The 22475-nt window shown below is 42.4% G+C and carries 21 protein-coding genes and 1 pseudogene; 10 read left to right on the forward strand and 12 right to left on the reverse strand.

What is annotated here, in order from left to right; all coding sequences use genetic code 11:
* Positions 1-4 precede the first annotated feature (4 nt).
* Both dgcA and DPF91_RS09770 read left to right on the forward strand, forming a co-directional pair.
* Entirely contained in the window at positions 5-973 is a 969-nt protein-coding gene (gene dgcA, locus DPF91_RS09765; protein ID WP_117234544.1) for an N-acetyl-D-Glu racemase DgcA, read from the forward strand.
* A gap of 137 nt (positions 974-1110) precedes the next feature.
* Positions 1111-1449, forward strand: a complete 339-nt coding sequence (locus tag DPF91_RS09770; protein ID WP_117234245.1) for a cytosolic protein — start codon at positions 1111-1113, stop codon at positions 1447-1449.
* Between the two features lie 71 nt (positions 1450-1520).
* Here DPF91_RS09770 and DPF91_RS09775 read toward each other — a convergent pair whose 3' ends face one another.
* From DPF91_RS09775 to fabB, 6 genes are all read right to left on the reverse strand, one after another.
* Positions 1521-1931, reverse strand: coding sequence for a hypothetical protein (locus DPF91_RS09775; RefSeq protein WP_117234246.1), 411 nt, complete (start codon positions 1929-1931; stop codon positions 1521-1523).
* Positions 1932-1933: 2 nt separating this feature from the next.
* Positions 1934-3394, reverse strand: a complete 1461-nt coding sequence (locus DPF91_RS09780; protein WP_117234247.1) for a methyl-accepting chemotaxis protein — start codon at positions 3392-3394, stop codon at positions 1934-1936.
* Positions 3395-3730: 336 nt separating this feature from the next.
* On the reverse strand, positions 3731-10135 hold the full coding sequence (locus tag DPF91_RS09785; RefSeq protein ID WP_117234248.1) for a beta strand repeat-containing protein: 6405 nt from the start codon (positions 10133-10135) through the stop codon (positions 3731-3733).
* 905 nt (positions 10136-11040) lie between these two features.
* Positions 11041-11577, reverse strand: coding sequence for a DUF924 family protein (locus DPF91_RS09790; protein ID WP_117234249.1), 537 nt, complete (start codon positions 11575-11577; stop codon positions 11041-11043).
* Between the two features lie 106 nt (positions 11578-11683).
* The gene (locus tag DPF91_RS09795; protein WP_117234250.1) at positions 11684-12484 is read right to left on the reverse strand and encodes an SDR family NAD(P)-dependent oxidoreductase; all 801 of its coding nucleotides are present in this window, start codon (positions 12482-12484) and stop codon (positions 11684-11686) included.
* Positions 12485-12699: 215 nt separating this feature from the next.
* A complete protein-coding gene (gene fabB / locus DPF91_RS09800; RefSeq protein WP_117234251.1) occupies positions 12700-13926 on the reverse strand; it encodes a beta-ketoacyl-ACP synthase I in 1227 nt (408 codons plus the stop codon).
* Between the two features lie 384 nt (positions 13927-14310).
* Between fabB and DPF91_RS09805 the strand changes: the two genes are divergently transcribed.
* Complete coding sequence (locus DPF91_RS09805; protein ID WP_117234252.1) at positions 14311-15120, forward strand: peroxiredoxin family protein; 810 nt, start codon at positions 14311-14313, stop codon at positions 15118-15120.
* A gap of 41 nt (positions 15121-15161) precedes the next feature.
* On the opposite strand, the pseudogene DPF91_RS09810 reads toward DPF91_RS09805, so the two are convergent.
* Positions 15162-15386 (reverse strand): annotated as a pseudogene (locus DPF91_RS09810) (pyridine nucleotide-disulfide oxidoreductase); the annotation flags it as partial.
* 113 nt (positions 15387-15499) lie between these two features.
* Positions 15500-15685, reverse strand: coding sequence for a hypothetical protein (locus tag DPF91_RS09815; RefSeq protein ID WP_117234253.1), 186 nt, complete (start codon positions 15683-15685; stop codon positions 15500-15502).
* Between the two features lie 121 nt (positions 15686-15806).
* Here DPF91_RS09815 and DPF91_RS09820 point away from each other — a divergent pair, with 121 nt between their 5' ends.
* The 5 genes from DPF91_RS09820 to DPF91_RS22170 all read left to right on the forward strand — a co-directional run bounded on the left by DPF91_RS09820 (position 15807) and on the right by DPF91_RS22170 (position 18449).
* Positions 15807-16457, forward strand: coding sequence for a cation diffusion facilitator family transporter (locus DPF91_RS09820; protein WP_117234254.1), 651 nt, complete (start codon positions 15807-15809; stop codon positions 16455-16457).
* 231 nt (positions 16458-16688) lie between these two features.
* On the forward strand, positions 16689-17093 hold the full coding sequence (locus DPF91_RS09825) for a hypothetical protein (protein ID WP_117234255.1): 405 nt from the start codon (positions 16689-16691) through the stop codon (positions 17091-17093).
* Between the two features lie 17 nt (positions 17094-17110).
* Positions 17111-17563, forward strand: coding sequence for a hypothetical protein (locus DPF91_RS09830; RefSeq protein ID WP_117234256.1), 453 nt, complete (start codon positions 17111-17113; stop codon positions 17561-17563).
* Positions 17560-17967 (forward strand): DMT family transporter, encoded by a 408-nt coding sequence (locus DPF91_RS22165; RefSeq protein ID WP_206355556.1) that lies wholly within the window; start codon positions 17560-17562, stop codon positions 17965-17967. Before DPF91_RS09830 ends, DPF91_RS22165 begins: the two co-directional genes overlap by 4 nt.
* An 80-nt stretch (positions 17968-18047) precedes the next feature.
* Positions 18048-18449, forward strand: coding sequence for a DMT family transporter (locus tag DPF91_RS22170; protein ID WP_277392917.1), 402 nt, complete (start codon positions 18048-18050; stop codon positions 18447-18449).
* Between the two features lie 100 nt (positions 18450-18549).
* Here the strand turns inward: DPF91_RS22170 and DPF91_RS09840 are convergent, their stop codons facing one another.
* Positions 18550-18795: a DUF2798 domain-containing protein gene (locus DPF91_RS09840; RefSeq protein ID WP_117234257.1), complete on the reverse strand. Its 246-nt coding sequence runs from the start codon at positions 18793-18795 to the stop codon at positions 18550-18552.
* Between the two features lie 91 nt (positions 18796-18886).
* On the opposite strand from DPF91_RS09840, the gene DPF91_RS09845 reads away from it, so the two are divergent.
* Positions 18887-19810 (forward strand): LysR family transcriptional regulator, encoded by a 924-nt coding sequence (locus DPF91_RS09845; RefSeq protein ID WP_117234258.1) that lies wholly within the window; start codon positions 18887-18889, stop codon positions 19808-19810.
* A 50-nt stretch (positions 19811-19860) separates the two neighbouring features.
* Here the strand turns inward: DPF91_RS09845 and nrtS are convergent, their stop codons facing one another.
* From nrtS to DPF91_RS09860, 3 genes are all read right to left on the reverse strand, one after another.
* Positions 19861-20091: a nitrate/nitrite transporter NrtS gene (nrtS, locus tag DPF91_RS09850; protein WP_117234259.1), complete on the reverse strand. Its 231-nt coding sequence runs from the start codon at positions 20089-20091 to the stop codon at positions 19861-19863.
* 1 nt (position 20092) lies between these two features.
* Positions 20093-20689 carry a TetR/AcrR family transcriptional regulator gene (locus DPF91_RS09855; protein ID WP_164684122.1) on the reverse strand — a complete coding sequence of 199 codons (597 nt, stop codon included), beginning with the start codon at positions 20687-20689 and terminating at the stop codon, positions 20093-20095.
* Positions 20690-21018: 329 nt separating this feature from the next.
* On the reverse strand, positions 21019-21399 hold the full coding sequence (locus DPF91_RS09860; RefSeq protein WP_117234261.1) for an HD-GYP domain-containing protein: 381 nt from the start codon (positions 21397-21399) through the stop codon (positions 21019-21021).
* Between the two features lie 124 nt (positions 21400-21523).
* Between DPF91_RS09860 and DPF91_RS09865 the strand changes: the two genes are divergently transcribed.
* Positions 21524-22450 (forward strand): sensor domain-containing diguanylate cyclase, encoded by a 927-nt coding sequence (locus tag DPF91_RS09865; protein WP_117234262.1) that lies wholly within the window; start codon positions 21524-21526, stop codon positions 22448-22450.
* The last annotated feature ends 25 nt before the right edge of the window (positions 22451-22475 follow it).

Below are 22475 nucleotides of genomic sequence, written 5' to 3' on the forward strand. Positions count from 1 at the left end.
GATGATCAAGATAGACGCTCAACCGCACAGCATCGAACTTGCCACTCCTTTTGTCATATCACGAGGAGCACGAACTCACTGTCACACCGTAAGAGTCACTGTCTCTTTTGACGATAACCAAGGCATTGGCGAATGTACCCCCTACCCAAGGTATGGTGAGAGTGTTGATTCGGTGATCGAACAAATTAACAGTTGGATTGAAGATCTACACAGACTCAAGCCTAAAGCGGCGAAGCAACAGTTACAAACCAAGCCAGCCGGCGCTGCGCGTAACGCTCTCGACTGCGCCTTATGGGATTTACTTGGCAAAATAGAGGGTAAGACATTCCCTTCCCCACACTTCGATATCAATAGCTCGATTGAAACGGCAATGACTGTGTCTGTCGGTAATGCTGAGACGATGGCTCGACAAGCAAAGCAATATGTCGAACAAGGCGCGACTTTGCTAAAGGTAAAGCTGGATGCAGATGATGTTATTGAGCGGGTGGCAGCCGTGAGAGCAGCTGCTCCAGACTGCAAAATCATTCTCGATGCCAACGAGGCGTGGCAATCGTTAGATCTTGCCTCTCTATTTGTGCAGCTCGCCCCATACAACATAGCTATGATTGAACAGCCGCTCCCGTCAGGAGAAGATCAATCGCTGGCAAACATCGCCCACCCTATTCCACTCTGTGCAGATGAGAGCTGTCATACCCGAAGCGAGTTAGCTGAGTTATCCGGTCTATACGAAATGATCAACATTAAGCTCGATAAAACTGGCGGTTTAACAGAAGCACTGTTGCTAGAACAGCAAGCTAGAGAGCAAGGTTTTACGATCATGGTTGGCTGCATGCTAGGCACATCAGTAGCCATGAAAGCCGCATTACCAATCGCGACAAGGGCTGAAATCGTCGACTTAGATGGACCAGTGTTACTTGGGCAAGATATAGAAGATGGATTGAAATATCACTCAGGGAAGCTTCATTTAGACTAGCTCTACGAATAAAACTAACCCCAGCATTTTTACTGGGGTTTTCTGATTATAGGCATCAGCCTTAACAAACAGAGCTCTACAATCTTCTATCTTGATAGTGTTACACTCTGCGCATCAGAATTACCGAGAAACAACTCATGTTTATCCACCGTGTTAACGACATCGACTGGTTAGTGATTACCGCTTTTGAAGAGCTTAAGCCTCTATTTATAGAAGAAGCTGGTCCGATTCCCTCTTACTTTTCTACCACCAGCGAGTTGAGCTTAATTGACCAAGCTAAGCGTGCTTATGGATATTTACCCACGCTAAAAGGCGTGATCACAGATACAGGTACCTATCAGAGGCCGGACAATGAAGAAGACCTGAACCCACAACTTGCGTGTATTGTTGAGGGACGTGGTCGAGTGTTTATCTATCACGGCAGCTTTGTTGCTTTTGTGGATGACGAACAAACCTTTATTACTCGAATGGATTAATAATAATCCTTAAGCTGGAATAGATGTACGAGCGCCCCTCAAAGAAAGGGGCCGCTTTTAGCTTAGGCGTATTAGTTCAAGTGATTAATAACAACACCTACTTTACTATCGAGATCAATCACTATCACCTTCATTATGCTATTGCTACAGTATGGGATAAGCACTTCAAAAGTCTGAGAATTTCTTTGACTTCGTAAAGTTCCAAACTGCTTGTCATCTGAAGTCACCAAGATCTCCCCATCAATGTCGCTTCCACCTTTTTTCAATGAAAATGAAGTAAGTTCGAGTGCCTCGAACGCTCCATCAATAAGCGCTAAATGATAGTCACCGGCATCACAATGATTATCCTCCAGAACACAGTTGATAAACTCGATACCTGTTACTTCTGAAACAAATTCCATTTTTTTATCCAGCTTAAAAATTTCAGGCAGCATGAAACCAATGGCTAAGAAAATGAAAACACCTACGAGTTTAATCCACATTTTTAGGAGATAAAGCGTTCACTTGTCTGATTCAACTCATCAATTGATTGTGTCAGTTCGTCAATAGATAGTTTTTGGCTCTCTGACTGCTGCGCTATGATACTTGATGAGCGGTTAACCCCCGACATAGTCTCTGTTATTTGGTCCAATGTCATAGACTGCTCACCGACAGCATTAGCTACTTGATACATTTGCTTATTCACATCTTCAACATTAATCGACACTTGCTGCGTCGCATCAATAATATCGTTAACAGATCGGTACACCTCATCAGAATAATCGATAACATTAACGATATTCTTCGTGGACAATTTAATGTTCTTATCTAGTACGGATAATGACTGATTAATTTCTTCTACGCTCGCGTTTGTTCGAGTAGCCAACTGTCGAACCTCATCGGCAACCACAGCAAACCCTCTACCAGCTTCACCTGCTCGAGCCGCTTCTATAGAAGCGTTGAGTGCTAGGAGATTAGTTTGCTCAGAAATCCCTGTAATCGTCTCTAAAATATTATGAATGCTTTCAGTATCTTTAGTGACGTTAACAACATTTTCCTGGGTTTCATGCACTGTCGCTCTTAGTGACTCGAGCGTCACACGGCAATTTGAAGATTTTTCTAACGCATTAGCGCTAAAATCACTTGCGCACTGGGTTGTATCATTACACGTTTGAGCCGTTGCAGACATACTGTGAAATGAATGACCTAGTTCTTCGATCGCCGCGGCTACCATTTCCGCGTTTTCAGCATTTTGAGAAACCTCTCGATCAACAGTGATAATGTTGTTCGAAAAATTTCCAGACACATTTTGCAGGCTGTGTATCGCTTGTTTTTGCGTTGCGACCATACCTTGCAACTGGGTAACTAAACTATTGAAACGATTATAGAAATCATCACCCTTTTCAAGGGGGATATTTAAATGCAACTTGTCTTCCTGAACCAACTTCTCAACAGATTGAGTGACGTATTCAGTCCTGCGTATACTTTGCGCAAGATTCAACGATGCATACATCGTGATGCTAGCTTGGAAGACGGCGTACAAACAATGCTCTATTACCATATTAAGGCTCCCGCCTTGCGGAAATATGTATATTGGCACACCAGAGTTTTGAAGCATGAAGAATCCAACGTGATGAATTGCTGCTGCGACTAGAGTATGCAACACCATCAACCAGTCGTTATATAAGACCATTAGCCCTAGCAAAATGAAGACTTCGAAGTGCAGCATCACATCACCATAAGCCTGATGTATATGCAAAGCAACGAACCCATACATCACATACGGAATAGCAAAGCGGAACCTTTGATTATTCATGGAAAAAGCGGCAACCGTGAGCACTAACCCGACGATCAAATCTGTGGTAGAGAAGCCATATCGAAAGAAATAAACGAGGGTCAGCAACGATAATGGGGTCGCTATAACGTATGTTTTATCTTTAAAATTGAGTACTCGGCTAAAGATCATTTTTATTCCTACATCTATCCTTCAAATTGCTAAGGTTTTTCTGTTCGTCATATTTATTGCGGCTCAAACTATTGAGCTCACCAGCAGTTACACTAACGCAACCTAACACCACAAAAATTAACACTATCACAACCAATCAAACAGAACAATATCCCATTTATTTTAAAGGTGGCCGCTAGAGTCCCACGTTAAATAGAGGAATTTTGAGATTATAGGAACCCACGCTTGAGCGGATTTGGCTGATACCTAAAACAACGTTAAAGTTTGCTCAGTTCGCCAACCTTTGCGGTAAAAAAAAGGAGGCATTTTGCCTCCTTCTTAATTTCACCATAGGTACTATTTAACTAGACGTGCATAAGAGACTGCCACCCGACACCACTGCTCTCTGCGAAGTAGAAATATCAGAGCAGCAATCAGCAGCATCCAACTACTTAGAGAACCACCGCTACCGCCAGAAGACGAACCACCCGTTTCATCGCTCACTGGGGCCTCACTATTAGCGAGAACAGCCACGGTGCCTGGATCTTCAACAATACCATTTGCTAGACCATCAGCGTCATTTGGCCCACCATCTTCTATAGTAAGCAAGATACAATCATTACCCTCTACTAAGCCTTGTGATAAACCTTCATCATAAATCGCATCATCTGCTGCCGGGCAATTTCCATTAATATCAGCGATAGTAGAGCTGATTGAGTTACGACTGTCTTCAACAAAAGCATACCAACCCAGTTCTGGTGTGTATTTTCGATATACAGCATCTGCTGGAAGTGTATAACCAGATGGCATAGGAATAACAACGCTTACAGATATTCCTGGTTCAGCCAAACCACCAATGGCAAAATTATACAATGGTGTGGTGATAACAAAATCAGCGTCGTTAATACTCGCTGCATCATCTCCAAGAACACTGATAAGGTCTTCAAGACTAAATGAAGCCGAGTTAACACCCACACCTAATTTCGTAGCCAAGCTACCCAAGGATAGGGATAAACCATCAAGTACTTGCATTGGTTGTTCACCCTCACCCGTTGGGAGGCGGGCAACGTTATCATCACTGTCTAGATAGTCCGCGATACCATCTCCATCACTATCTCCATAGCCTTCGTGCAGGTCATTGATACCATCGTTATCGCTATCATTTCCAACACTTAAGTCAGGTAAATCGACTACGATAAACTGGCCATCTTGGCTAACATTCAACATATCATTGGTATTATCTTCTGCGACGGTTACAGAAAATTGATAAATACCATTAGAGAGTAAACTAGGATCAACCTCAAAGGTCGCTGTGTCATCATCAAGCAACTCATCAAACATTGCCGAATCTACCTGCCAATCGATCGTGTGTGTATCTGCCTGGTTTACATCTGTGATTGTCGCAAAAATTGTCACAAGCCCATCATCTGGATCGACCAAGATAGTATTATTACCGCCTTGAGATATAGATAAATGAAGTTGAGGTGTCACGTTATCGTCAGTCACTACAAGCTGACTTTCTGTGTTACCATCAATAAAGGCATTCTCAACGCCATCAATGCGAAGCATAAATGAATCGGACTCACTCAACCCATCAGGAACAGAGATTGATACACTCCCACGTTGACCGGAAGTGATCTCTACATTTTCTTGCTGCACGGCAACACCATTTGTCACCAGGCTATATGAAACGGTCACTGGATAACTGCTCGCTTCACCACTTAAGAACAAGCTAACATCATAGTCGCCTCCTGCCTCAACCGTCATTTGTTCTACAAGGGTGAGTTCAGGCAAAATATTGACGAGTAATGTCACTACCGCTCTATTACCAGCATTATCAATTGCTTCCATATCGACAATGTGTTGGCCCGATTCACGTAGTGCCTCCCCGTCAACAGTCGCATCAATATCACCATCAACCAAGTCATAAGCGGTAATTGCTAGCGCACTGTTTAAATCAGTTAAGTACCCTTGAGCATGAATATCAATAATTCCTGCACTTGTGATCGTTGGTGGGGTTGTATCAGTGACCGTAACGAGCTGCTCAGCTGTAGACTGGTTACCCGAAGCATCGGTAGCCGTCCAGACCACTACGTGCTGCCCAACACTGAAGACGTAACTTGCACGACCATACTCTACAGTTGGATTACTATCGTTATCATCGACAACGGTTGGCTCTGGTACATAAATACGAGTGAACTCATAAACCGCTTCATAAGTGATATCGACTATGCCACTGATAACGGGCGCTACGGTATCCTTTTCACCCGGAATCAATGGGTTCTCGTCATTTACATCGAGAACACCATCACCATCGTCATCAGTGTCTTCGTTGTTACCAATCAGATCATTGTCGGTATCCAACCACTCATTAGGATCGTTCGGGAATGCATCCGAGTTATCACCGACATCGTCACTGTCCGAGTCTAACCACTCGTTTGGATCATTCGGAAACGCGTCCGAGTTATCACCGACATTGTCACTGTCCGAGTCTAACCACTCGTTTGGATCGTTCGGGAACGCATCCGAATTATCGCCAACATCATCACTGTCTGAGTCTAGCCATTCCGTCGAATCATTATCGAATGCATCTTCATATGCCCAATAACCGTCACCATCGGCATCACGATAGACACTGCTGTTAAATACTAAAGCTGGGTATTGGGTTGATGAGCCATAATCCCAATAGGTATCCGACCATGAGTTGTCATAAGGTGTCGCACTACAGCTTTCATCGCTGGTTGAGCGAGGGCACTGCAGTTCACTCGTGGTATAGGCGGTGCCTTGATCGCCAAAGGTGCTGGCAATGCCCGAGGCTTCGCTATCCCAGTGAGCATCATCGACGGTAAGCGTAGAGTCCGAGCTATAACCCAAGATGCCGCCAGTATTGGTATTCAAACCATCATTGGTTGTGATAGCGCCATACGCGATGACATTGGTGAACGTAGAGTCACCATTAAGGTCACCGGCAATACCACCAATGATCGAATCACCGGTTAGATTTACGGCAGAATATGAATTGGTAATGGTGATTGGGTCGACAATATTACCAATGAGGCCGCCAATCTGCGTCTCACCTGAGATAGAGCCTTGAGCGAATACACGAGTTAACGTACCGCTACTTTCCAACTTACCAAATAGACCACCCGATTGATCCGTGGTTGTGGTGATCTCCACGATTGCGTAGCTGTCATTCACTGTCACGTTTGCCGCATCACCGACTAAACCACCAGCAGAGTTGTACGTGTCAATCTGCCCCTCAAAGCTGGTGAAATCTAGTGTCGATGTACCCGATAGCTGACCAAACAAGCCACCTGTATCAGAGCCGATATCTTCATCCGATTCGCCTTCATTGTAAGTAATTGAAGTAATACTACCTTGAGCGTGAACCTCATCAGCATCTAGATCATACAGCTTACCCGCCACTAGACCACTGTCATCGACACCAACCACGGTACCGCTAACATAAATATTGGCAAGAACGCTTGAATCCGAGCTGCCATTACGACCAATTAAAATCGCCGCTTCATCTTTACCCGTTACACTGGTCAATGCGCCGTCAATAGTCAGGTTACTTACCGTTATCGAACCAATATAACCAAATAACGCTTGATGATCTTCATCAGGACGATTGATAAATAAGTTGCTGATTGTATGACCATTACCATCAAAGTGACCGGTATAAGGCGTATCTTCCGTACCGATTGTTATCCAACCAGCACCTGCGTTGTAGTAACCTTCATCTGATAAATCACCGTCGCCATTGGTATCAAAATCTAGGTCAGCTTTTAACTCGAAACCATTACAACCAGTGCCATCTGTCAGGCCTGCACAACCCGCTGTAACGCCATTTAAGCTAGCGCCAGTTAAGTCATTACGGATCGCATCAAGGTCTGCCAGCGTGTAGATTTCAATCAAGCCATCATCGTCGAGATCCACATCGTCTGCGGCAACACTGCCCGAGCCGTCATAAGGGTATAGGTCTTGCTCGTTATCGACACCATCACCATCAATGTCTGGATCGGAGTTGTCACCAATGCGATCGCCATCGGTATCGTGTGTTTCGGTTGGATCATTAGGAAAGGCATCCGCATTATCACCGACGTCATCGCTATCAGAGTCAGTATCTTCTGCCGGATCATCCGGGAAAGCATCAACGGCATCAGGCGTGCCGTCACTGTCTCTATCACGATAAGCCACACCATTAATGATCGGAACCGGGTACTGTGAGGTGGTACCAAAATCCCAATAGTTCGCATCCCAGTTTTCATAAATGCCACTATTGGACACCGTGTTTTGCAGTTCGGCTGTAGTTTTACCGGTACCTGCGGCACTCACGTCATTAAAACTGGTCTCGGTATCCCAATACACATCCGTTGCTGTAATAATGCCAGCACCAACCGCCCCACCGTTATCACGACTGCCCCTCGCTCGACCCATAGAATAGCTTGCTAGCAGATTGTTGTTAGCGTTAGAAGAAGAGGCTATCAATCCACCTGTTGCATTGTTTGCCGTCACATCGATATCTGAAGCCACATTGGAGATAGTTGTACTGGTTACACTACCAACAGCGCCCCCAGCAACCGTTCCTGATGAATCAATCTCACCGACGACAAAACAATTGTCGATAGAACTGTTGGCCGCTGTGCCGGCAATACCACCGGATTGATTGTTAGAGGTGGCGGCCAAATTTACGTAACATTGGCTCAAGCTAACATTATTTACTTTAGCGATCAGGCCACCCATATAGCCATTGCTAAGCGTGCCAGTGATATCCCCGATGAACGACACATTCACCACACTACTTGGACTATCACCTAAGATGATGCCTGCAAGACTACCTATATACCCGCCAGATCCTGAGATACTGCCTTTAAGGTGGAGGTTTTGAATCGTACTGCCATCAACATAACCAAACAGGCCAACGGCGTCTGTTTCGCTGTCATTGGTCGTATCGTTGATATAAAAGTTTGAGATCGTGTAACCGTTACCCTCGAACGTCGCCTCAAACAGTGCGCCTTCAGTACCGATAGCTACCCAGCCATGACCGGTGTTAAAGGTATCGTTATCAACATCATCGCCGTTTTCATCAAAGTTCAGGTTATTGGTTAGCTCATAACCATGACAACTGAGGATGTCATCACCATTGCCACAACCGGTAGTTACGTCACCACTGCCATTGTTGTATCCGGTACCAAAGAGGTTATTGCGGATATTGTTTAGCTCATCAAGGGTTGAAATTTCAATCAAGCCATCGCCGTCAACATCGATATCAGTACCGTCAAAGATGCCGTCACTATCGGTATCCGTGCTATCGCCAAGGTCGTGTTCATAAGGATTAGATAACACGCCTAACGCCACCTGGTAATCGTTGCTACTATGCTCACCACCATAAGCAAAATTGTGACTTCCTAGCTGAACGGCGTTTGAAAAATCGGCATTTGCATCAAAGACAGTTCGAATATAGCCTGAGCCATCTAAGCGAGTATCAAGTCGTCCGTCACTGGTCAGTTGGACTGTCTGAATACCTTGTGTGCTGCTACTGGTAAATGTATTGGCAATGACTAATGTCCCGTTTGCTTGCTCAATCACGCTTAATGCTTCAAAGCTAATGCCCTTTTGTTGATATTGATATGAACCATTATCACCAAAACTGGTATCAATCTCGCCAGTTGCGAGATAAACAACAAGTGTCCCATCAGATTCAAGAACAGCAAACCGACCATCCGAAAGTTGAATAACATCCGTAAAACTACCGTGCTCTAAGTAGCCAGAGCTCCCAAAGCTGGAATTAAGCACTCCTTCAGGGGTGAGTTCCGTAAACACCAAATTACTATTCGGTCTAAAAGCAATCAGCAAGTTGCCACTAGCTTGTTCGAATAGATGAAGAACGCTCTCCCAACCAAAGCCACTATTATAATCAATGGTGTAAATACCATCGGTTGCAAAATCGGTGTCTAGCTCTCCTGCACTAGTAAGCTTTTCTATATAAGCCTTACCGTTTTGAGTTGCTGTGCTAGACCCTGTATAAAAAGTGCCATTTGATGACTCATAGACCGCCGGAGCAATGTTTTTTGCACCCGATAATGTTAAAAAGCCACTAGCGTATTTATCTGTATTGACCTGACCACTTTGAGTAATAGACAAAACTTGTGCGTTGTTGGCACTATTTTCTAAGCCAATCAAGTACCAGCCATCATTTGCAATGGAGATGCTGCCAACGCTGCCATTGATATCGTGAGTGTGCCCATAGAAAAAACCGTCCTCTGCGAAGGTCGTGTCTAAAGAGCCATCAGGATTAACACGAACAACGACCATGTAATCATCACTGACGATGTCATCTTCGAAGTAGTAGTAGCCACCAAATAAGATTTTATCGCCGTCTTGTCCCATCGCCTCAAACTGAAATTCATCCAGTACTCCAGCAGTGACATCAAAAAACAGCGCTTGCCCCCCATTAAACTGGGCATCAATAACAACATTCGCATCCATAACGTCGTTATGGTCTGTGCCTTGAAGGATTTCATCAATGTCTAGAATGCTGTCGCTGTCGCTATCAACAAACACATCGTTTGGGTCAAGAGAATCAAAACCATGCAGGTCTTCTAGCTCATCAGATAAACCATCGCCATCATCATCAAGATCAACACTGTCATAGACGCCATCATTATCAGTATCTACTTCTAATGCGTAAATTGAACTAGAGAACGTTATCGCACCAATTGAAGCAGCCAATAACGAAAGTACCATCCTTGTACCCATAGAATTCACTCACTACTACTAAACTTATAACAACCAACCTAGCAAAATTTAGACAAACAACAACGCCACAAAGATTATGGTTAATCATTGAACTAATTGATAATTTAGACGATATGTATTTACTCAGATTGACTCCATGTAAAGGCTTTACAATGGTCTTGAGGTCGACGGCGAGTAATTGCGCTCGACTAGTACCCAAGCATTAAAACTAAATAAATGTGAACTAATAGTTAAAGTTCTCATAAATGAGACAGCAGCTGGAGTGCAATTAACATAATTCACCCCTACCTCGCAGAGAATCGAGGTAGCAACAGGCTTACAGCCAATCCGACAAATAGAAAGTAAATCTTAAACAGAGATAGGTTATCTAAGTTTTTGCTCAACACTAGAGAAAGACCGCCATAACTTAACTGTATGCTAGTCACAGATGTCCTCAGCATGAAAGGTACTATTGACGAGATTTAGACAGGTATATGTAGATTGTGCCACTCAAAGTGGTCTACATACTTCAGAAATGAAAAAAGCACTGACGAATCAGTGCTTTTGGAATCTGGCGGGAGAGAGACCTCACACTTAAATTTATAAGTTTTTGATAAATAATAATTTAAAAGATAAACACAAAAGAAAGTATTACCTTAAGTATTACTTAAAACATGCATTAAAAGCTTTACTTACTTGATTCACGGTATTAATAAGCACCTGAAATACCACAGGAAACTTAAGCTTTTCAATCTAAGGATTCACCAAACATACACCACTCTAAATAAACTATATTTTTGGGGTAAATACTTGTTAGCAACTATATCCGGAACATTGGAAAAGTAGCTTTTATAGCCTGCTACTAGATGACAAAATTGTAGAATTAAACTGACAGGCTCTAAGAGTTCGATAAAGTAACGTTGTAATTAAAACCCAGAATCTGGTTGTTCCAAGAAATCTCGCTCTGCATCGGTAGACTCTCGCCTTAAAATTTCATTGCGATGCGGGTAACGACCAAATCGGTCAATGATAGCTTTATGCTTATGTTCAAACTCAAGGTTATTTTCAATGCCGATAGCCTCAAATAACTTTACTGCTTCAACATGAATTAACCTAGACTCACTATGCATATATGGCATACATAAGAAGACTCGTTGTATATCCGTGAGATCTTTGTCTAAACCTCGGGAAATTGCCGACTGTGCCAATACTAGAGCCATTGCATCACTGGCAAATGCGTTTGGGGTATCTCGATAGATATTGCGAGAGAACTGATCGAGTACAATAACTTCTGCCAAACAGCCTTTTGCGCTTTCTCTCCATAAATACAGCTCGCCTGCTATAGCCTGCTCGTGAACTCTACCAAAGCGAGACTTGATCATTTGGTCGAAAGCTTCATCTTTCTCCCACCACTGCTGTGGTTCTAGTTCGTTAAACCAAAAATCGATGATTTCCTTGTGCATCTTGAATTCCAATTCTCTAATGGTTAAATAGCAGAAAGGTATTGCACTTATTCAGTCATGCAATACCTTCAATACTTAATTGTTAAACTCTTCGTAAAAGCTGAGTTTATAGACGTTTAGGGTCTACAGCTCTGTCTAGCATAAGCTTCATTGTAGTAGACAACATTTTCACAGGCGTTAATTTCGACATAAATACCATGATATTGTTACGAATACCTGGCACGGTTACTAGGCGACGTCCAATACCCTCTAACGCTAATTGTGCTACTTTTTCTGGTGTTTTTGCAGCCATTGGTACCTTTGACCAGTTCACACCAGTAGCGTTCGCCATAGGTGTTTTGGTTAACCCTGGAGATAGAATACTAACATCAATGCCTTTTGGTTTTAGTTCACTATATAGAGACTGACCAAAGTTCATCACGAATGCTTTTGAGCCAGCATAAGTTGAAAAGTATGGTGATGCCATCTGACCAAACATACTTGCAACTAACAAGATCGCGCCTTTGCCACGCTCTACCATCGTGTTACTAAAGTGATGGCTTAATTCCATTGTCGAAGTGACATTCACTTGGAGCAAACGGCGCTCACCATCTAGGTCTAACTTCTCGAAAGCACCATTGGTTTCTAAGCCTGCCGATAGAGCAACAAGTGCAATGTCTTGCTTCACCGCTTTTACTTGATCTACGCCAGCTTGTGTTGCGAGATCTGCAACGATGATATCCGATTTAACACCATACTTTTCTGCAAGAGTGTTCGCATATTCTTTTAACTCAGCTTCTCGTCTTGCAACGAGAACAACGTTCATACCGTCTGCCGCAAGTTGCTCTGCCATCTGCTCACCAATACCTGATGTAGCACCAGTTACCAAAGCCCATTCACCGTATTTTTGTTTAAAATTAAAAGACATTGTTCATACTCCAGCATCTATTGCTTTGAAATTTTTTAAGGTCTTTTTCTCAAAGGAACCTTATGTAGAGGGCTATGTCTCCCTCACCGATGTAGAGACTATAAAACAACAATAACGATCGTTCAAGTTATTTTGAACACCTGTTCAAAAAAAGATTTGGAGACAAAAAAGCCGACAATGAATCTGTCGGCTCTTACTAGGGGATTATGGTTAACTTAACGTTGGAATTGTTTAAATACTAAAGTCGCATTTGTCCCACCAAAGCCGAAACTGTTGCTCATTACCGCCTTTAGATCATGGTCTTGAGTTTCAGTCACAATGGGCAGATCAACTAACTTTTCATCTAAGTTTTTCACATTAATGCTTGGTGCAACAAAGCCATTTTCCATCATTAGTAAGCTGTAGATGGCTTCATGGATGCCCGCAGCGCCCAACCCATGACCTGCCATCGATTTTGTTGAGCTGATCATTGGTAGATGGTCACCAAACACCTCTAAAACAGCCGCTAGTTCTTTGGTATCACCAACGGGTGTCGAAGTTCCGTGAGTATTGAGATAATCTACCTTTGTTACGCCATTTCGTTCTGCTTTTTCTAGCGCCATGGTCATACAGCGAGCAGCACCCTCACCCGATGGTGCAACCATATCGTCACCGTCTGATGTCGCACCATACCCAACGATCTCTGCGTAGATATGCGCTCCACGAGCTAAAGCATGTTCAAGCTCCTCAACCACGACAATGCCACCACCACCAGAAATAACAAAACCGTCTCGTTCGCTATCATAAGGTCGTGATGCTTCACTCGGGTTATCATTATACTTAGTGGATAACGCACCCATCGCATCAAAGCCCATCGCTTGTGTCCAGTTCAATTCATCTCCTGCACCAGCGAAGATGATATCTTGGTTACCGAGTTGTATTTGTTCCCATGCATGACCTATCGCATGGCTACCTGTCGCACAAGCTGATGATAATGAATAGCTCAGCCCTTTAATCTTAAATGGTGTCGCTAAGGTTGCAGAAGCAGTCGAAGCCATCGTTTGAGTGATCAGGTATGGACCAATTCTGCGTACCCCTTTCTCACGTAGTGTATCTGCCGCTTGTACTTGGCTTTGACCCGAAGCACCACCAGAGCCAACAACTAACCCTGTTCTTGGATTGCTAATTTGCTCGGGTGTTAGTTTTGCGTCTTTGATTGCTTGCTGCATCGATAAATACGCATAGGCAGATGCATCTCCCATAAAGCGAAGAGTTTTGCGGTCAATATGTTCTTTAGGGTCGATCTTTAGCGCCCCCCAAACTTTACTGCGCAAACCCATTTCTTCAAACTCTTTAGAATAAGTGATGCCGCTTTTTGCATTGCGTAGTGAATCGGTCACCTCTTCAGCATTATTACCAATACTAGAGATGATCCCAATACCTGTGATTACTGCTCGTTTCATAGTGTTACCTTTCGCTATTTAAACTACGTTCAATCGTTGTCGGCACGTAGAGTCATTGCGTCCATATTTGAGCGGTTCACTAGAAATGATGGCTCGAATATGAGTCGTTAACAACTCACTGATGGGTAAACTATACGCCCACAAGAACAATCGTTCAAGATTATTTGAACGATTGTTCATTTTCGGTTGATATAATCGTTTTTTATCAAGGTAGGAAAGAGATTACGTGATCCCGCATCCATTGCTTCTACGGGTCGCTCTCACGACGAGCTAGAGATAGTGATAGACAGTGGGATTAACAGCCTAATCAAAGTAAGTTGAACATTCGTTCATATTTGTTAGTATATATGCTAATTAATACATTTAATGATTTGAGATATCCAAATGAATACTGATTTAATACTGTCTTTGACTGGGCTGCTCATTACTGGACTTGGTTCGTTTAACTACTTTTCTAAAGTGAAAAAGAATAAAACGCCTCAAGTGCCAGTGCTATTCATCTCCTCTTTAGTTATCGGCTCAATACTGGGAGTTGCAGCGATTTTTCATCTCAGTTTTTCATTACCATTCGCTTCTTTGATTAGTATCCCAATAGCGCTGCTTCCACTCATTATGACAGTGCTCGTATATATAACACTCAAAGGAAGCAAAGCACCCTTGGGAGACATCACAGTAAAAGTTGGTGATCAGTTACCGAACTTCTCAAGCACGACTTACTTCAATACGCCATTTGGAAACGATGACTTAGTTGGCAAACGTATTTTCCTTAAATTCTACCGTGGCTCATGGTGTCCGTACTGTAGTACAGAGTTAAGAATGTTCGAAGATATGAAGCCTATATTTGATAATTACAGCGTAGAAGTGGTAGCCGTATCGAATGACTCACCTCAACACGCTATGATCCATAAGAAGCGTGACAAGCTCTCTCATACCCTGCTTTCAGATATTGAATTATCAATGATTAGAGCGTTTGGTGTTGAGCACCATAAGGCACTAGGTGGTGACTCGGAGGGAGTAATGACGGTATTTGGTCTACCCTTCCCTAAGAAAATGAAATTTAAACCAATGGCAGTTCCGACATCGATTCTAGTGGATGAAAATGGGATTATTCAATGGATTGACCAGTCCGATGATATTCGTATTCGAGCAAGCGAAGAGCGTGTGACAGCAGCACTTCGCACCGCTTTTGAATGATCCTGATATCCCATTTTAACGCCCACTATCGTGGGCGTTGCTTATCCTCTGCGCCATCTATGAAATTTTTCCAAAAGCTTTAGTGCTAACTGCGGAGCATGGTTACGCTTCCATTCGCCAGCAACATACTTATTCCCTTCAGCCCAAGTGGGATAGCTATGGATCGTACCAAGGATTTTGTTCAGCCCTAATCCATATTTCATCGCTAAAACAAACTCAGCAATAAGTTCCCAAGCATGCTCAGAGTCGATCGTAACTCCAAGGATTCCAACAAAAGTTATTCAAAAACCGTCTTCATTACATCAAGTAAAACTTAAAGACTATCTCATGTATACGATGAACAAATAAATATGCTCTCTCAGCTTTCTGAATGAATGAACTAAAACTCAACACAGCCAAAACTAAACATAAAACAACCTTCTTCTAAATCAGGTACTCTTACGTTTCTATCGCTGGTCTTCCTACTCTCTTTTGTTTGTTTTGCCTTGCGCTGAACTTTCATTCTTGCTTCTTCGTTCAAATCTGAGGCTGGAACATTTGTGTCAGAATGTACTGCGTCTTTCATTCTACTCTCCTAGCAATCATTTATACACAATATAGAACGATCGTTCAAAATATAATATCTTCAATTTTGAATGTTGTTCATGCAAAAGTGAACGTAAGAAAGATTTACCGATGAGGGTCACATGAGAGAGTTCGCAGTCATTGTTTTAAATGCCATTGTCAATACACTATTAGCATGTGCCAAGGTCATTATCGGCACCCTATTCCATTCCCCCGTTTTAGTGGCTGATGGTGTCCATTCCTTTTCAGATCTTGTCACTGATATCTTTGCTGCTATTGGTCTAAAAGTATCAAACAGAGCACCTGATGATGCCCACCCTTTCGGCCATGGCGGGGCTGAATACATCTTTAATGCAACGGTGGCAATAATCATCTTTGTTTTCACGCTCCTCATCACAGTAGACTTCATCCAGACTCTTACAGTTCCATCCGAAACAGTTTCTTCATTAGTGATCATGACTGCGATAGCAACGTTTGCGGTTAAGTTGATTGTGAGTCAATTCACTCTAAAGAAAGGCGAGGAACTCTCATCCGAAACACTTAAAAACAGTGGACTGGAAGGACGAGGAGATGCCATAACATCACTTGTTATGGTTGTTGGTGTTTTAATCACTTCATTTGGTATTGAACAGGATATACGGTTTCTTCAGTACGCTGACAAGGTAGCTACGTTATATATTATCTATATCCTTGTAGGTGTATCGCTTGAGATCTATCGCAATGCCTTAATTAATGCAGCGACCACGCATACTAGTGACCAGGTAAAGGAATAATATCTCAATACTATCCACCAATTCGATATAGATGCCCCCTTACACAGCCTTTTGGTGTTCAAGAATGGCACTCAAAACAAACTAATCGTTAATTTAGAAAGCCATCACTTTTTTAAAATTGATGATCTTCTGCTTTACTCAAAACAGCTTCGGCTTCACCTAAAAGCAGCACACCCTGAAATCGCATACATTGTTATGGAATATATTCAACAAGCTTGAACGAACGTTCAGATGGCATTATCATTAGCTCTCCTACACTTATGGCACTTCGCTAGAAAAGAACACATTATTGGAGCTAAGATGCAATTCAGCCTAATGAACAATACCCCTGTACATTTTATTTTCGGGATTATCATGGTGATCATTTTTATAATCACCACATTTAAATTGAAAGGTCCCCAAAAGAAGCTTGGCTTAAGGGCTATGCACATTGTTTTTGTACCCGTTTTTTTATCGGGAGCGTACATATGGACGATAGTGCCATTTAGCATTCCGCTTCTTATAAAGAGTGTTGCTGCATCCATTGCATTCTTCTTCATGACAAAAATCGCTAAAGACCCATCAGACCTCACTAATTGGGTAGTCTGTGGAACACTAATCTCTATTGGTGGAACTCTTGCCGTTACGATGATTTAAAGGCGTTGTAAATCCTTATGAAACAACAAGAACTTTTTCAGTTATCTCTATGGATGACTGGCTCAATGAGCAAAGCAAACCAATTGCTTATCAGTGTATTTAAACGAACTGACTATATAGATTTTTTCAAAATGCAGTGTTCACAGCGATTACGTAAAGTCTACGAGACATTTCAAGCTGAAAGTTTCAGTCAGGAAATATGCGAAGAAGAGATCGAACTATTGTCGGTTAACCACCGACTATTAAAACAGATATTACACCTTCCTCTTGATTCAAGAATTGCCATTGGGCTACAAACTGTTATGGGAATGACCATCGATGAGATAGCCTACATAACAAGCAAGAATATCACACAAGTCACATACGACCTTTACTCTGGTCGATTGCCCCTCGCACAATATGCATCGCTGATTTCAGAGTCGGAAGGCATTGCCCTAAAACAACATTCGATAGGTCTAGAAGGCCGATGACGTTATTAACTAATAAAAAACTTCATCAGTGGATCCTAGCCTTAATCCCAATTCAATTCGTATTCCTTTGGAGTACAGGGTTTATTGGAGCGAAGTTTACTGTAGCTTATAGCGACCCTTTCTGGCTGTTATTCCTAAGAGGTTTCTTTTCTTGCATTACCTTCATCATCATCGCATCAATACTTAAGTCGCCATGGCCAAGTTGGACGACAATTAAAAAGCAAATGATAGCTGGGATCATGCTGCAAGCGATGTTCTTGGGAGGTGCATTTAAGGCAATCAGCCTGAATATGCCTGCAACTTTTGTCTCTTTAGTTACAGGACTTCAACCAATTTTAACTGCTCTTATTATCTCTAGAAAGGGACAAGGCTATCTTGGCTTCAATGGGGAGGGATTATCGTAGGGTTTGCAGGCGTATTCCTTGTCCTCTCTCCATTCAGTGCAGATACAACCAATATCTCTCTTGACGCCTTTCTACTTTCCATCACTGCTTTGCTTGGGATTACTCTTGGTACCTTATATCAGAAAAGCTTCACTAGTGATGGTTCATTGATTACCCAGATTCTATTCCAATATTTGGCATTAACTCTTGTCATGGGAGTTTTGTCACTTGTATACGAAGATCAGAGCGTTCAATGGAGTCTATCTTTTGTATTAGGTTTAGGCTGGCTTGTTGTTGGACTGTCACTATCTGCTACTTTGCTGTTGATGCATATGATCAAACATGGCGAGGCAACGAAAGTATCCAGTTATTTCTATTTGGTGCCTTCATTCACAGCTGTAGAGTCATGGATTATTTTTCAAGAAAGCATCACTCCTCTAGCATTCTTTGGAATGATTTTAACAATGATTGGGCTTGTAATGTTCTCTCTCAAAAAACAATAGCGACTCTGCGCATAAACGATAGAAACAACAAAAAGCCGCATCAATGTGCGGCTTGGAGTCAAATATCAAAAGGTTTAAATTGATTTAGCTAACCTGTTTGTTATGCCTTTGGCGCTGGTTCAAGAAGAACCTTAGTAACAAAAAGACGAACCGTTGGTGCCACTACTGCTAATAACATAAGCGCTGACGGAAGCATTTGACCAAGTGCTGCAACCCAAGCATCAAAAAATGACATTCCATTTGGTAGATTTTTATAAACCATAATCGCTGGCATGCTAAGTAGCATTGTTGGAAGAACCATTGAAACCATTAGCGGATATTGGAATTTACGTGGAAGCTTTTTCATTTTTTGACTCCGATTGACTAACTGATGGCTGTATTCTAGGCTAGCCTTTGCGAATCAAAAACAGACAATTCTGAATTTAAAGCGTGCATATATGAAAGCAAAAGACATCTCAAACTTATATCTATTCTGTCAATCTGTTGAGTGTGGGGGCTTTGCTGCGGCAAGCTTGAAGACCAATGTCTCTGCACCGACCTTATCACGTGCTGTTGCCCACCTTGAAGAGCAATTGAGTGAAAAGCTAGTGCATCGTAACGCTAAACAGTTCCAACTGACAACGGCTGGTAATGAGTACTACCAACGTTTTGCCTCAATCTTCTCTCAGCTCGATGACCAGTGGATTCAGCTTTCCAATAGTCAACCTGTATTAACGGGTGAAATACGTATTTCTTGTCCAGAGCCATTCGCAGATTACTTCCTACAACAAATGGCGATTGATTTTATGGAGATGCACCCCGAGGTATCCATCTCGATTCAATTTAGCTCTGGCACAGAACGCTTTTTTGACGAGCAGATTGATCTGGCTTTGGTGACGACCCCGCCTCATGCTTCTCACTTAATTCAGCGCCGCTTATTTCAATCACCACTGGTTTTGGCGGCGGCACCAAACTACATCGACAGGCATGGTATGCCTAGTAAAGTTGAAGAGTTAATCAATCACAAACTATTAGCAGGCAACGAAATGCCTTACTGGGAGTTTAAAGAGAATGGGACCCCAGTCCGAATTCCGTTTAAACCAAGCTATTCAGTAAACAGCCTAAGACTGACAATTGAGGCAGCCTTAGCGGGCGTTGGTATTTGTTTGATGCCTCAAGCCCCTTTTGAACAATTTGCAGCTCAAGGAAAATTGCTTCCAATACTTCCAGACGTAGAGGGACCAACAGGCACAGCTTACATGATATGGGCAGATCGAAAGCTTATCTCAGCGAGAGTTGTAGCATTTCGAGATATGATCTTTGAGCGTTTTCAACAACCCTCTGGTTTCCTTTCTTCTATTGGCACAAAGAAAACCGATTGAGAGGACTCTTACACATAGAAAAGAGCCAAGCATTCGCTTGGCTCATTCAACTATTGGTATTCTCTGGCAGACGATACGGCAGAGTAAAGAGAAACGCAAAATGGCACGCAATATGACAAAGCAGCCTTTATTCCCCTTTGTATATCCATTTGATTATTGAATAGCGCTTCACCATGGTTGATGAGCATCAAAATAGTCCCAACCAACAAGGCAATTTTTAGAGACTTTGCGATTAGATGGGCATCTATCAACGAAAAAGCATTCTGTTGTTGTGATTTCATACTACACCTCAAAGCTTAATGGATACTGGTTAAACATCTTGTCAATGTTCCTTTCCATTTCCTGCGTATCCCCACTTCCTTTAAGATAAGAGCGCATGCCAATGATCTGAATCTGTAGATGTTTTGCCAATTCATTTGCAGACAGTTGAGACACAAGCTCATTTTGTTCCAATGCCTGCGTAAATATGACTGCCATCGCCTGTTCAAATTTCTCTAATAACCGTTGAGCCTCTTCCAACAAGTCACGATTTTCATCGGTTAATTCACTGATCGTTTTCGTGAGCATACAGATACCACTCGGAGCAGATTCCGCACTTTCTAACACTGATGTTTTAGTGATTGCAATTAATGCCTGATGAGCAGACCCGCTCCTTGAAGCAATGTCGTTCATCATTTCGACAAACGTATCTGCATAATAGTTGAGAGCTTCTTTATACAGCCCCTCTTTACTGTCAAACGTTGCGTAGATGCTTCCTGCTTTTAAATTCACAACGTCTTGCAGATTACGTATTGATGTTGCATTGAATCCTTTCTCCCAATAGAGATTCATCGCTTTTTTTAAGACTTCTTCTCGATCGAATTTAGGATAGTTAGCCATGATAAAACTCTTACTTGAACAATCGTTCATATTGTAAGTATAACTATGAATAAATGCCAGTCAAAATGGAAAATTAGTTCAACTCGTCAATGAAATTTATCGAGAGTATTTTGCTCTGATTGCCAAAAAGCTTTCAAGATTATCTAGGGTCTGTTGACCTTTCGTGGTTAAATTTTGTTCGAGATAAAATCGTTTTAGGCGCGGCAAGGGGTGTGTAGCCTAGTCATTCTAAGTAAATACCCCTTAACAAAGCATAAAACGATTTTAGCCGAACCCTTCGGGCAGCGTTTGTGCTTCATTCCCACTGTGTTATCGGCTTCTCATGTAGGCTAGCTACACATCAAAGCCTCTGCCTTGTGGAAATTTCCCACAAACTGCTGCAAAAACCAGCTCGAAAGGTCAACAGACCCTTGCAGTAGATCAACCAGTGCAGGGTCAAAGTGTTTGCCTTTTTCTTCTTTAAATAACGCAATAATTTTCTCAATAGACCACGCTAGTTTATAAACTCGTTCAGTACCAAGTGCATCAAAAACATCAGCGATAGCCGTAATTCGACCGTAGATATGAATGTCTTCCCCAATTAACCCATGGGGATAACCTGAGCCATCCCACTTTTCATGGTGCTCGCCAGCTATGATAGCAGCAGCCTTTAAAATAGGACGTTCTGAGTGATTTAACAGCTCGTAACCGAGTTTGGCGTACCCTTTCATGGAAGATTTCGACAGGATGCAACCACACTAAAAACGATCATTTAAACACTTTAACGGAATCCTATCCTATATGTTTCATCAAATGGGTTGTGTATAGTGTAGACAGCAACATAAGGGGGCTTCAATGTCACACAATATAGGTGGTTTCAACCTTGAATCCATGCTGAATGCATTACCAGATAGAGTCTTTGTCATCTCGGAATCTGGTAAGTTTTTAAAGCTCTACGGTGGCAAAGAAAGCCAATTTGATTACCAAAAAGATTCCATGATTGGCATGTCATTCTACGACATATTTCATTTTGCCCCTGAGCAAGCTGACAGAATGAAAGCCCTTATCAATGAAGCCCTAGATTCAAATGGTGCGAGAAATATCACCTATCAGCTCTCTCCAGAAACCTTTCCTGACGTTCCTGGCTTAAAGGTGCCAGATTCCACCCAGTGGTTTGAGGGCAGAGTTCAAGCCCTTCCCCATACCGTTGACGGACATCGAGCGGTGGTTTGGGTCGCACGTAATGTTACTGAAAATGAACAACTAAAATCTGAACTTAAAAAGAAAGCTGAACAGGATTATCTAACAGGGCTTCTCAATAAGCGCTCCCTCGATGGCAAAGTTCGACAGCTTATCGAACGAAAAAGTAACGAACCTTGTGACGGAACACTACTTCTCCTTGATATCGACCATTTTAAGAAAGTGAATGATACCTATGGTCACTTAACTGGGGATGACGTAATTCAAGCCGTAGCTTCCATCATCAAGAACAATACCGATGAGTTTGGTTATTCAGGCAGAATTGGAGGCGAAGAATTTGGTGGGTTGCTATGCAATATGAGTGATGAGCAGGCAACCGATATAGCAGAGTCTATAAGACAACAAGTTGAAGCAATAACGTTCACTTCGATTAATGGTGATTCGTTCTCTATTACTATCAGCATTGGTATTGGAAAAATAGAGCCAGCAGACACTCTACTATCACAAGTATTTCATCGCTCAGACACCGCCCTTTATGTGTCTAAAGAAAGCGGACGTAATCAAGTTAATTGGTTCAAGTAGTATGGCGATCATCGATGGCAAAATG

Origin of the sequence: Vibrio maerlii (genome assembly GCF_003415655.1) — a bacterium.
In the GTDB taxonomy this organism is placed as follows: Bacteria; Pseudomonadota; Gammaproteobacteria; order Enterobacterales; family Vibrionaceae; genus Vibrio; species Vibrio maerlii.

Bases quoted from the DNA above. Each gene is read 5' to 3' on its own strand.
- DPF91_RS09860 (WP_117234261.1), bottom strand. From the start codon at position 21,399: ATGAAAGGGTACGCCAAACTCGGTTACGAGCTGTTAAATCACTCAGAA.
- DPF91_RS09770 (WP_117234245.1), top strand. From the start codon at position 1,111: ATGTTTATCCACCGTGTTAACGACATCGACTGGTTAGTGATTACCGCT.
- DPF91_RS09830 (WP_117234256.1), top strand. From the start codon at position 17,111: ATGAAACAACAAGAACTTTTTCAGTTATCTCTATGGATGACTGGCTCA.
- DPF91_RS09790 (WP_117234249.1), bottom strand. From the start codon at position 11,577: ATGCACAAGGAAATCATCGATTTTTGGTTTAACGAACTAGAACCACAG.
- DPF91_RS09785 (WP_117234248.1), bottom strand. From the start codon at position 10,135: ATGGGTACAAGGATGGTACTTTCGTTATTGGCTGCTTCAATTGGTGCG.
- fabB (WP_117234251.1), bottom strand. From the start codon at position 13,926: ATGAAACGAGCAGTAATCACAGGTATTGGGATCATCTCTAGTATTGGT.
- DPF91_RS09775 (WP_117234246.1), bottom strand. From the start codon at position 1,931: ATGTGGATTAAACTCGTAGGTGTTTTCATTTTCTTAGCCATTGGTTTC.
- DPF91_RS09825 (WP_117234255.1), top strand. From the start codon at position 16,689: ATGGCATTATCATTAGCTCTCCTACACTTATGGCACTTCGCTAGAAAA.
- DPF91_RS22165 (WP_206355556.1), top strand. From the start codon at position 17,560: ATGACGTTATTAACTAATAAAAAACTTCATCAGTGGATCCTAGCCTTA.
- DPF91_RS09815 (WP_117234253.1), bottom strand. From the start codon at position 15,685: ATGAAAGACGCAGTACATTCTGACACAAATGTTCCAGCCTCAGATTTG.
- DPF91_RS09780 (WP_117234247.1), bottom strand. From the start codon at position 3,394: ATGATCTTTAGCCGAGTACTCAATTTTAAAGATAAAACATACGTTATA.
- DPF91_RS09795 (WP_117234250.1), bottom strand. From the start codon at position 12,484: ATGTCTTTTAATTTTAAACAAAAATACGGTGAATGGGCTTTGGTAACT.
- DPF91_RS09840 (WP_117234257.1), bottom strand. From the start codon at position 18,795: ATGAAAAAGCTTCCACGTAAATTCCAATATCCGCTAATGGTTTCAATG.
- DPF91_RS09865 (WP_117234262.1), top strand. From the start codon at position 21,524: ATGTCACACAATATAGGTGGTTTCAACCTTGAATCCATGCTGAATGCA.
- DPF91_RS09820 (WP_117234254.1), top strand. From the start codon at position 15,807: ATGAGAGAGTTCGCAGTCATTGTTTTAAATGCCATTGTCAATACACTA.
- DPF91_RS09845 (WP_117234258.1), top strand. From the start codon at position 18,887: ATGAAAGCAAAAGACATCTCAAACTTATATCTATTCTGTCAATCTGTT.
- DPF91_RS09855 (WP_164684122.1), bottom strand. From the start codon at position 20,689: ATGGCTAACTATCCTAAATTCGATCGAGAAGAAGTCTTAAAAAAAGCG.
- nrtS (WP_117234259.1), bottom strand. From the start codon at position 20,091: ATGAAATCACAACAACAGAATGCTTTTTCGTTGATAGATGCCCATCTA.
- DPF91_RS09805 (WP_117234252.1), top strand. From the start codon at position 14,311: ATGAATACTGATTTAATACTGTCTTTGACTGGGCTGCTCATTACTGGA.